Here is a 9,044-nt window from a genome sequence, read left to right as displayed (position 1 = left end):
GATTCAAAACAGCAAGTGATGGCCCGTTTTGAAGCTGAAAAACAAGCGATTTTGCCCGAGTTTAAATCTTTGGAGCCTGCATTGTCTATTGAATTACAAACTGCAGAGCAGCCCGAAAATACCCTAGATGAGAAATCTCAAAAAGAGCTGATCAATGCTATGTATGCGGCACACCAAGGAGATTACCGCATGAGTCCTGCCATAGCTGACCTGGTTGAGACCTCTAACAATATTGCACGAGTGTTGGTAGCTGAGGGCAGCATTCATATTGGCTGTTTGACCCGTTCTTCTGTAGAATCCTCAAAAGCTGATCTATCAAACGCTTTACGAGCTACTTTTGAAAATGCTGGTCTAGAAGTGGGGCTTTCTGGAGACTATCCGGGCTGGGCGCCAAATATGGACAGTCCTATTTTGAAGGTTATGGAAGGTCTTTATAACGAACTGTTTAATGAGCAACCGCATGTCGCTGCTTGTCATGCTGGATTGGAGTGTGGAATTCTAGGGCAGAACTACCCAGGAATGGATATGATCTCTTTTGGTCCGACGATCAAAGGAGCGCATTCGCCTGATGAACGCGCCAGTATATCTTCAGTACAAAAATACTGGAACTATGTGATTGAAACTCTAAAACGGATTCCAGAAAACGCATAAAAAAAGCCCCGAGTGATCGGGGCTTTTTTTATGTCTTGATTTGAAGCTTACTGCTTGATTCCAGTCATCTTCATTCTAAATACTAAGTCCGTGTTTGGCGGGATAGCTCTAGATCCTTGCTCTCCATAACCTAAGTGAGAAGGCAAGTAAACCATGATCTCATCACCAACACGCATGCTCAACATGGCTTCTTTAAAACCAGGGATCATACGGGCATCTGCAGAGAATGGAATTTCAAGTGGTCCGTAACGGCCAGCTTCCTTACGCGCTAGATTCATTACGTCAAATTTCTCTGCCAAATCAGGATTGGAAGTATCAAACAACATTCCGTCTGTGTAATATCCTTCATATTCTAACAGGATAATTTGTCCTTCAGTAGGCTCGGCACCTTCACCACGTGTAACATATGCACGGCGCAATCCAGAGTCCATTTCTTCAGCATCGGCAAGGATGCCTTCATTCTTGGCTTTGAATTCTTCAGCCACTGCTTTGATCTCTGCAGCACGAGCTGCCGCTTCTTCTGCTTTGTCGGTAAGCGCAGTCTTCAGTGTTGGAACCGTAATATCTCCTTTGGTAATAATGTTCACTTCTTGCATTACCACGTCCTCCATGGGCTTGTCTCCAGGCTTAGAAGTCTCTACAGATCCAATGGCGTCAACAACATCTTGTCCAATCACTATCTCTCCAAAAACGGCATGCTTATAATCTAAGTGTGGCGTTTCTTTGAGTGTGATAAAGAACTGACTTCCGTTTGTATTAGGACCACTGTTGGCCATAGATAACATTCCTTTTTTACTGTGAACAAGTCCTTGTACAAACTCGTCTGGGAATGCGTAACCAGGACTTCCCATTCCATTTCCTAATGGACAACCACCTTGGATCATAAAATCTTTGATCACGCGGTGAAAGATCAGTCCGTTGTAGTAAGGCTTTCCAGCGTAGGTAGAATCGGCCATTTCGCTTTTCCCGCTCGCTAGGGTTACAAAGTTGGCAACCGTAACTGGAGCTTGGTCGTGAAACAACTTAGCTACAAAAGTACCTTGGGTTGTTACAAACTCAGCATATACACCGTCTGCCAAGTCTGGGTATTTTGGATTTTGACAAGACGCTGCAAACAGGCCTGCAAATACAAGTAATAAAGTGATTCTCTTCATTTCTATCTTCTTAATTATTGGATTCATTTTTGGATTGGGGCTCAATTGACTTCAGGTCAACTTGGACCTTCAAGGGGTAATTGATGCCTATTTTATTATCGTCCCCGTAATAGCCATAAGCCGTATACGAGGGTAAGAGTAGGGTCATGGATTCACCGGCATGCATCAACTTTAGTGCTTGGCGCAATCCCGTGATCAACTCTTGCTGATCCATCACATAGCTGCGTGGACTGATCTGTGCTTTCGGATAGATCACATTCCCGTAAATATCTTCTACTTGATAATCAAAGACCAAACGGTCTCCAAACTGAGGCAAGTAAGCGGACGTGGAGTCGGTCTTTGTTCTGCTGTACCAAAAACCGTTTTCTGAGGCTGTGTAAATTGTTGTGGTATCTTTGGCTATCACCGCTTTGATAGCTTCCTCCTGCTGTGCCACCAACTTCTGATTGCGACTCACAGATGCGTTCACAAAACTTCCAGAACTTTGACTCACTGGCTTACGAGCTTCTGGTTGGGCACAAGAAACTACGAGCAATAAGGAGAAAAGTGTAAGTAGGAGCTTAGGCATTAAGCAGGGCATTTTGATAGGTGGGCAAGATACTAATAAAATACTTTATGGTTTCTTCCATATTACGAGTAGATCTTCCACCTGCCGCGTTGATATGGCCTCCACCGTCAAAGTGGGTTCGGGCCATCTCATTCACGGAGAAATCGCCTTTGGAGCGCAAGGAGATTTTTATGATCCCGTCTTTTTCGCTTTCAATGAAGATAGCCGCCAAAACAATATTTTCAATGGATAGGGCATAATTTACAAAGCCTTCAGTATCTCCTTTCTTGTAATTACAGGCATCCAGTTCCGCTTGATTAAGGCTGATGTATGCCGCGCGGTGCTCCTGCATGACCTTGAGGTTACTCAGCGCCGTGCCAAGCAGCTGCATGCGGTTTTCGCTGTTGTTGTCATAAACGTTGCGATGGATCTGCGAATTCTTTGCACCGTGGTCGATCAGATCTGCAACTACTTTGTGCGTAGTGCTGGTAGTTGCTGGAAACCTAAACGAGCCTGAATCGGTCATGATTCCAACGTAAAGATTGGTGGCGATGTCTGCGTCCAAATAGTTCAAGTGGCCCATCTTTTCCATAAAATGGTAGACCATTTCAGAAGTTGATCCCATGCTCGCATCGCTATACGTGAATTTTGCATAGCTATCCGGTTGCTGATGGTGATCGATCATAGCGAAGGGACAATCAATTTTTTGGAGTACAGCCTCCATTTCAGGACCCAAGCGGTGCAAGGCATTGAAATCTAAGGTGAATACCAAGTGTGCCTTTTTAAGTAGGGTTCCGCAGTTGTCTGCGTGGCTCTCAAATCTGAGGATCTTGTCATTGCCCGGCATCCATTTAAGGAATTTAGGATAATCATTGGGCACCATAACGCGCACATTATGTCCGAGTTTTTCCAGATAACCCGCTAAGCCCAAAGTAGAGCCAATAGCGTCTCCGTCGGGGTTTTTATGTCCAATCACCACAATGCGGATCGGACTGCTCAGCAGGCTTTTTAATTCAGAAATTTCTGCAGTATTCATCGGCAGCGAAGATACAATTTAATAACGAGAGACCGCCTGCCATTACAACCAATAATGGTTAACTTTATGCCAAATAAATCCAACCATCAGTATGTATAAATTATACCTCTCCTTAGCGCTAGTACTCTGTATTGCAGCCTGTAAAAATTCGCCATCCAAATCCGAAGTAGAACAAGATGCTGTTGCTGTAAATGACACGCTGACCTTTGTTTTTGCCAGTTGTAATGATCAGGAGCGAGAACAACCATTGTGGAATCCTATTCTAGGACACAAGCCGGAACTCTTTATCTGGGGCGGCGATAATATCTACAGCGATACGCGAGATAGTTCAAAGATGCGTGCGGATTATAATAAGCAGTTCAACCAAGCCGATTACACCAAATTAAGGCAACAAACCAAAGTCATAGGAACTTGGGATGATCACGATTACGGTGAAAATGATGCTGGAGCACAATACCCAATGAAGATCGTGGCCAGCGAACTTTTCTGGGATTTTATGGAGTTGCCAAAAGGAGATAGTTTGCGCGATCAGCCTGGAATATTTCATTCCTATGTTCACCAAACAGATCAAGGATCGGTCAAGTTCATTATGTTGGATACGCGTTACTACCGCGATCCGCTTTTAAAAAGTGAAGATCCCGACAAGCGCTATACGCCTTGGCCAGCGGATCATGACGGATGGTTTTTAGGCCCTCTTCAATGGGTTTGGTTGGAAAATCAATTGAAGGACACCACCCATGATTTTACTTTTATTGTTAGCAGTGTCCAATTCTTGAACAATTCGGATCACGGTTGGGAGAAGTGGGGCAACTTTCCGGCGGAGCGCAACAAGATGTATGAGGTGTTAAAAGCAGCACAATCTAAAAACATCATTTTACTCTCCGGAGATCGACACCATGCAGAGATGTCAAAAGACGAGCAGGCTGGTCTGGGATATCCTTTACTAGACTTTACCGCCAGTGGCTTGACCCACACCTTTCCAGGTTCTCCGCTTGAGCCAAGCGAATACCGCTGGGGCGAGGGAACCAAGGAGCTGAATTTCGGTCTGATCAAAGTCCACCAAGCATCCAAGACCGTGGTTTTTGAGATCCGAGGGAAAGACGATGTACTTATTGAACAATTCGTTCAGGCTTATTCGGCTGAATAAATACTTAAGAATCCAGTTTATTTTGCGGTTAAAGAATCGTTAAGCGCTTGCGGTCTGCTTGAAAAGGGCTACTTTTGCACAAATTTTTTACACCTGACATGAGAACAGACAGAACATTTACAATGTTGAAGCCCGACTCCGTTGAAAAAGGACATATCGGAGCGATCTTAGAAAAAATTACAGCCGCTGGTTTTAGAATCGTAGCTATGAAGCTTACGCAAATGACTACTGATGATGCCAAGGCTTTCTACGCCATCCACAAAGAGCGTCCGTTCTTTGGAGAATTGGTAGAATATATGACACGTGGTCCTATCGTTGCTGCGATCTTGGAAAAAGAGAACGCTGTTGCTGACTTTAGAACCCTAATCGGTGCTACAAACCCAGAAGAGGCTGCAGAAGGAACTATCCGTAAGTTGTATGCTGCTTCAATCGGTGAGAACGCTGTTCACGGAAGTGATAGTGATGAGAACGCTGCTATTGAAGGGAATTTCCACTTTGCTGGAAGAGAGCAGTTCTAAACCGCACCGCGCTTAGCGCAAAACTAATTTCTTAATCATTTCTGTGCCCAATTCTTCATTGAGCATGGAAATGATTTTTTGTTTGCCATAACTGAGCTCCTCTCGAAGGACAGAGGAGGTAAGTCTCACATAGAGGGTTCCAGATTCCAAGCGAATATCTTCTGTGTAACCGGCGATGGCTTGACCCATCATTTTGTTCCAAGTATCCCGCACGTTCATTTGATCCATGCCGCGTTTGAGCTTCCCTTGTCCAAAAAACTCTTTGAGTGCATCACCCAGGCTGATATGTTCGCGGCTGCGCTTATTCATCGCCTAAAATATTTACAGCCTCATAAGGCTTGTATTGGTACTGCGTACCTTCTTGATCCTCTAAAATGAGTTCGGTTGCACTCAAACTGATTACTTTTTCACGCCAGCTGTCATAGGGTGTAGTGAATTCTATGAAATAATCTCCGGCCTCCTTAATAAGTCTAAAAACCTCGCTATTGTTAGTCTTCGCAAAAGTACCATCTAGCTTCGGGGCAAGTTTTTTGCGTATCCCGCTGCTGTCATTGGGCAATTCAAAATAATCCACCACCAAATTAGTTTGATAGGCCTTGACTACCTGTCCGTTGGTGCTTACGGATTCAATTTGCCAATATCCTTGCAGCTCAGAAAAGTCTCCACTAAATCCAGAGTTGCATGACCAGACTAAAAGAGTCACTAAAAGTCCAAGGAACTGTTTCATAAGGCGATCATTTTATAGGATTGGTGAATGCTGCTAATTACGGCTTCTGTCCGATCGGCATGGGTGTCACTGATAAAGATCTGTCCAAAGTTATCTTCTTTAACGAGTTGTAAAAGTTGAGCAACCCGGGATTCATCCAATTTGTCAAAAATATCATCCAAAAGCAAAATTGGATTTTGATTAGCCTTGTCTTTTACAAAGTCAAACTGCGCCAACTTTAAGGCAATCAAAAAGGATTTCTGCTGGCCTTGAGATCCAAACTTTTTGATCGGATGAGCGTCAATTTCAAAGTTGAGGTCGTCTTTATGAATCCCCTGACTGGTATACTGTAAGGCCTTGTCTTTGTTGATGCTCTGTGCAAAGAGATCCAATAAAGGCGTGTTTTCCAATTGACTTTTATAATGCAGGCTTACGGCTTCGTGACCTCCGCTGATCTCTGCATAACGTCTGTTAAAGATCGGAGTGAATTGGGCAATGAAATCTTTTCGTTTCTCGTGAATTGGAGTCCCCAACTGATCCAACTGCTCGTTGTAAACAGCCAAGGTGTCTCCGTTGTAGGTGTTGTTGAGGGCAAAGTACTTGAGCAAAGAGTTGCGCTGCGATAACACCTTGTTGTAATCCAAGAGGTTTTGCAAGTAGGCCGGGTCATTCAAAGACAACACTCCGTCCATGAATTTTCTGCGTACATCACTGCCTTCTGTGATCAAGTCACGATCTGCTGGAGAGATGATCACCACTGGGATGAGGCCAATATGATCTGAGAAGCGCTCATAGGCTTTGCCGTTGCGTTTAATGATCTTTTTCTGCCCTTTTTTATTGCTAATCAAGATGCGTTGCGGTTGCTCTTGATGGGTGAAATTCCCGTCGATCACAAAGAAATCTTCTCCGTGACGAATGTTTTGACTGCTGATGGGATTGAAATAGCTCTTGCCGTACGCCAGGTGATAAACAGCGTCTAAAACCGTGGTTTTACCCACCCCGTTATTGCCTACAAAACAATTGATCTTGTGGTCAAAACTAAAACTTTGGCTCTCAAAATTTTTGTAATTAACTAAGGATAAGTCGGTTAATATCATGTGCTGGCGCGCTTGTCGAGACGGGTATGTCGTGTTGCGGTCATTAAATTCCGCAGTGCGAAACAGCCTGCAAATTATTGAAAATTAACGAATAAATTGTCTTTCAAATTCTAATAAAAATTATATTTTTGCCCCGCAATAAATCAGCAGTATGGCAACGTATAAAAAACGCGGAGGAAGACCTAAAACAAAGGTAGAACAGCAAACCAAGATCGAAGAAGATAGCGCAACGGCAGAGGTGTTTAACACCCTGGACGAAGGAGCTAACAAAGCCGAGAAGTGGGTTGCAGAGAACCAGAAGTACATCTTTGGAGTCATTGGTCTTATAGCATTGGGTATTTTAGGATACTTGGCTTACCAAACTTATGTGCAAGAGCCTAAGGAAGCCAAGGCGATGAACGAGATGTTCCAAGCCCAGAACTACTGGGAGCAAGCCATGACTGCTACTGAGAACGATTCTTTGTTCAATCTTGCCCTTAAAGGAGGTAACGGACAATACGGTTTAGAAGAGATCATCTCCAAGTACGGAGGTACTGATGCCGGGAATATTGCACGTTATTACGCAGGAGTTGCTTATTTGCAAACAGGCGAGTACAAGAAAGCCATTGAGAGCCTAGATGCTTTTAACGCTACCGATGAGATCCTTGCGCCTCAGGCGAAAGGAGGAATTGGTGATGCCTTTGCTGCCCTTGGAGAATTTGGTGATGCTTTGAATTACTACAAACAAGCAGCCAACCTCAATACAAACGACTACACGACGCCAAAATATCTTTTGAAAGCTGGTAAAAGCGCTATTGAAACTGGAAACTACAGTGAAGCTGTGCAGTTGCTAGCTCAGATCAAAGAGAACTATCCAGATTCGCCATTTGTTCAAGAAGCACAGATCTTCTTGGGACAGGCGGAAGCGATGCAATAATTATGGCAACCGCAGGCAATAACCTATCGGCCTACAATAAATCCGAAGTTCCTAACGCTAAGGATTTCAAGTTTGGGCTTGTGGTCTCCAAATGGAACCATGAGATCACAGAAGGCTTGTTTCAAGGTGCTTTTGATGCTCTTAAAGACTGCGGAGCAATCAATGACAATATTGTCCGTTGGAATGTACCTGGAAGCTATGAGCTGATCTACGGAGCCCAGCGCATGCGCGAATCTTACGATATGCTGGATGCAGTGATCGTGATTGGCAGTGTGATCCAAGGAGAGACCAAACACTTTGATTTTGTATGTCAAGGCGTGACTAACGGAATTGCTCAACTCAATGCAGGTGGTGGTATTCCTGTCATCTTTTGTGTGTTGACTGACAACACCATGCAGCAAGCTATCGATAGATCCGGCGGAAAGCACGGCAACAAAGGAACTGAGGCGGCAATTGCTGCCATTGAAATGGCCCAATTACGCAAGGACAGCAAGTTCTAAAACTCTCTAATTTGCTCTGGCATTGTTTTTGTTTTGTTAAAGGAGAAAAGCCACTTTAACAAACGCGGCTATTTTAGTAAATTTGGTAGAGTACAATGGGAATATTCAAAACACGAAAGAACAAAAGGTACGATTACGAACCCCGATATTACAATAACGGAGGCAAGCGTCCTTTTGAGATGGGCAATCGCTTTGAAGAGTATCGCACGGCATCTACGCCGGCTCGTGGTCTTAAGAATAAGTTCAAGCACGCTTGGGCAGATTACAAAGGCAACCCGAGTCAAGATGTGAATCGACGTGTGATCATTATCATCGCGGTTTTGATATTATTATTCCTGTTTATGATTGATTTTGATCTATCCATCTTTACGAGTTCCCGATAAATGGCAGGTACAATAACGCGCTTACCCGAACATGTGGCCAACCAGATCGCCGCAGGAGAAGTGGTTCAACGCCCAGCTTCTGTAGTGAAAGAACTGTTGGAAAATGCTGTGGATGCAGGTGCGACAGACTTGCAATTGGTGATCAAGGATTCGGGAAAAACACTCATTCAACTTATTGACAATGGATCGGGGATGTCTGCTGAAGACGCCCAAGCCTGCTTTGAGCGTCACGCCACCTCTAAGATCCATCAAGCTGAAGATCTTTTTAAGTTGCACACCAAAGGATTCCGCGGGGAAGCCTTGGCGTCTATTGCTGCAGTGGCTCAAGTGAGCCTTAAAACCCGCACCGCTGAGGATGAAGTAGGGACGGAGGTGAAGATTGCTGGCAG

At 44.3% G+C, this 9,044-nt stretch carries 13 protein-coding genes; 7 read left to right on the top strand and 6 right to left on the bottom strand.

From position 1 onward, the window contains the following. Positions 1-651: M20/M25/M40 family metallo-hydrolase (locus HRT75_RS10120; RefSeq protein WP_291186035.1), on the top strand; the 651-nt coding region annotated here is incomplete at its 5' end. Positions 652-698: 47 nt separating this feature from the next. Here HRT75_RS10120 and HRT75_RS10115 read toward each other — a convergent pair. Genes HRT75_RS10115 through HRT75_RS10105 form a run of 3 tightly spaced genes read right to left on the bottom strand, consistent with a single transcriptional unit; the run spans position 699 to position 3,388 of the window. Next, positions 699-1,805 (bottom strand): peptidylprolyl isomerase, encoded by a 1,107-nt coding sequence (locus HRT75_RS10115; protein ID WP_291186033.1) that lies wholly within the window; start codon positions 1,803-1,805, stop codon positions 699-701. A gap of 10 nt (positions 1,806-1,815) precedes the next feature. After that, positions 1,816-2,373, bottom strand: coding sequence for a gliding motility-associated peptidyl-prolyl isomerase GldI (gene gldI, locus HRT75_RS10110; protein ID WP_291186030.1), 558 nt, complete (start codon positions 2,371-2,373; stop codon positions 1,816-1,818). Then, on the bottom strand, positions 2,366-3,388 hold the full coding sequence (locus tag HRT75_RS10105) for a bifunctional oligoribonuclease/PAP phosphatase NrnA (RefSeq protein WP_291186027.1): 1,023 nt from the start codon (positions 3,386-3,388) through the stop codon (positions 2,366-2,368). The genes gldI and HRT75_RS10105 overlap by 8 nt, the downstream gene beginning before the upstream one ends. A 91-nt stretch (positions 3,389-3,479) precedes the next feature. Here HRT75_RS10105 and HRT75_RS10100 point away from each other — a divergent pair, with 91 nt between their 5' ends. Both HRT75_RS10100 and HRT75_RS10095 read left to right on the top strand, forming a co-directional pair. Then, positions 3,480-4,535 (top strand): alkaline phosphatase D family protein, encoded by a 1,056-nt coding sequence (locus HRT75_RS10100; protein ID WP_291186025.1) that lies wholly within the window; start codon positions 3,480-3,482, stop codon positions 4,533-4,535. Between the two features lie 98 nt (positions 4,536-4,633). After that, entirely contained in the window at positions 4,634-5,053 is a 420-nt protein-coding gene (locus HRT75_RS10095) for a nucleoside-diphosphate kinase (protein ID WP_272833138.1), read from the top strand. 12 nt (positions 5,054-5,065) lie between these two features. Here the strand turns inward: HRT75_RS10095 and HRT75_RS10090 are convergent, their stop codons facing one another. From HRT75_RS10090 to HRT75_RS10080, 3 genes are read right to left on the bottom strand one after another with little or no spacing between them, the layout of a single operon-like run. Then, the gene (locus HRT75_RS10090; protein WP_291186020.1) at positions 5,066-5,362 is read right to left on the bottom strand and encodes a DUF721 domain-containing protein; all 297 of its coding nucleotides are present in this window, start codon (positions 5,360-5,362) and stop codon (positions 5,066-5,068) included. Beyond that, complete coding sequence (locus tag HRT75_RS10085; protein ID WP_291186017.1) at positions 5,355-5,780, bottom strand: lipocalin family protein; 426 nt, start codon at positions 5,778-5,780, stop codon at positions 5,355-5,357. Before HRT75_RS10085 ends, HRT75_RS10090 begins: the two co-directional genes overlap by 8 nt. Next, entirely contained in the window at positions 5,777-6,856 is a 1,080-nt protein-coding gene (locus HRT75_RS10080; protein WP_291186014.1) for a DNA replication/repair protein RecF, read from the bottom strand. Before HRT75_RS10080 ends, HRT75_RS10085 begins: the two co-directional genes overlap by 4 nt. Before the next feature lie 151 nt (positions 6,857-7,007). Here HRT75_RS10080 and HRT75_RS10075 point away from each other — a divergent pair, with 151 nt between their 5' ends. The 4 genes from HRT75_RS10075 to mutL all read left to right on the top strand — a co-directional run. Then, complete coding sequence (locus tag HRT75_RS10075) at positions 7,008-7,772, top strand: tetratricopeptide repeat protein (protein WP_291186011.1); 765 nt, start codon at positions 7,008-7,010, stop codon at positions 7,770-7,772. Between the two features lie 2 nt (positions 7,773-7,774). Next, on the top strand, positions 7,775-8,272 hold the full coding sequence (gene ribH, locus HRT75_RS10070) for a 6,7-dimethyl-8-ribityllumazine synthase (protein WP_291186008.1): 498 nt from the start codon (positions 7,775-7,777) through the stop codon (positions 8,270-8,272). Between the two features lie 95 nt (positions 8,273-8,367). Then, complete coding sequence (locus tag HRT75_RS10065; RefSeq protein ID WP_291186005.1) at positions 8,368-8,655, top strand: riboflavin synthase subunit beta; 288 nt, start codon at positions 8,368-8,370, stop codon at positions 8,653-8,655. Continuing rightward, positions 8,656-9,044, top strand: a 389-nt coding sequence (gene mutL / locus HRT75_RS10060) for a DNA mismatch repair endonuclease MutL (protein ID WP_291186002.1), incomplete at its 3' end; no start/stop codon positions are given.

The organism is Gilvibacter sp. (assembly GCF_013214815.1).
Classification (GTDB): Bacteria; Bacteroidota; Bacteroidia; order Flavobacteriales; family Flavobacteriaceae; genus Gilvibacter.
The sequence above is the reverse complement of the archived record's forward strand: the minus strand, read 5'-3'. Positions and strand labels throughout refer to the sequence as shown.

Bases quoted from the DNA above. Each gene is read 5' to 3' on its own strand.
- HRT75_RS10115 (WP_291186033.1), bottom strand. From the start codon at position 1,805: ATGAAGAGAATCACTTTATTACTTGTATTTGCAGGCCTGTTTGCAGCG.
- HRT75_RS10080 (WP_291186014.1), bottom strand. From the start codon at position 6,856: ATGATATTAACCGACTTATCCTTAGTTAATTACAAAAATTTTGAGAGC.
- HRT75_RS10085 (WP_291186017.1), bottom strand. From the start codon at position 5,780: ATGAAACAGTTCCTTGGACTTTTAGTGACTCTTTTAGTCTGGTCATGC.
- gldI (WP_291186030.1), bottom strand. From the start codon at position 2,373: ATGCCTAAGCTCCTACTTACACTTTTCTCCTTATTGCTCGTAGTTTCT.
- HRT75_RS10075 (WP_291186011.1), top strand. From the start codon at position 7,008: ATGGCAACGTATAAAAAACGCGGAGGAAGACCTAAAACAAAGGTAGAA.
- ribH (WP_291186008.1), top strand. From the start codon at position 7,775: ATGGCAACCGCAGGCAATAACCTATCGGCCTACAATAAATCCGAAGTT.
- HRT75_RS10105 (WP_291186027.1), bottom strand. From the start codon at position 3,388: ATGAATACTGCAGAAATTTCTGAATTAAAAAGCCTGCTGAGCAGTCCG.
- HRT75_RS10100 (WP_291186025.1), top strand. From the start codon at position 3,480: ATGTATAAATTATACCTCTCCTTAGCGCTAGTACTCTGTATTGCAGCC.
- HRT75_RS10090 (WP_291186020.1), bottom strand. From the start codon at position 5,362: ATGAATAAGCGCAGCCGCGAACATATCAGCCTGGGTGATGCACTCAAA.
- HRT75_RS10095 (WP_272833138.1), top strand. From the start codon at position 4,634: ATGAGAACAGACAGAACATTTACAATGTTGAAGCCCGACTCCGTTGAA.
- HRT75_RS10065 (WP_291186005.1), top strand. From the start codon at position 8,368: ATGGGAATATTCAAAACACGAAAGAACAAAAGGTACGATTACGAACCC.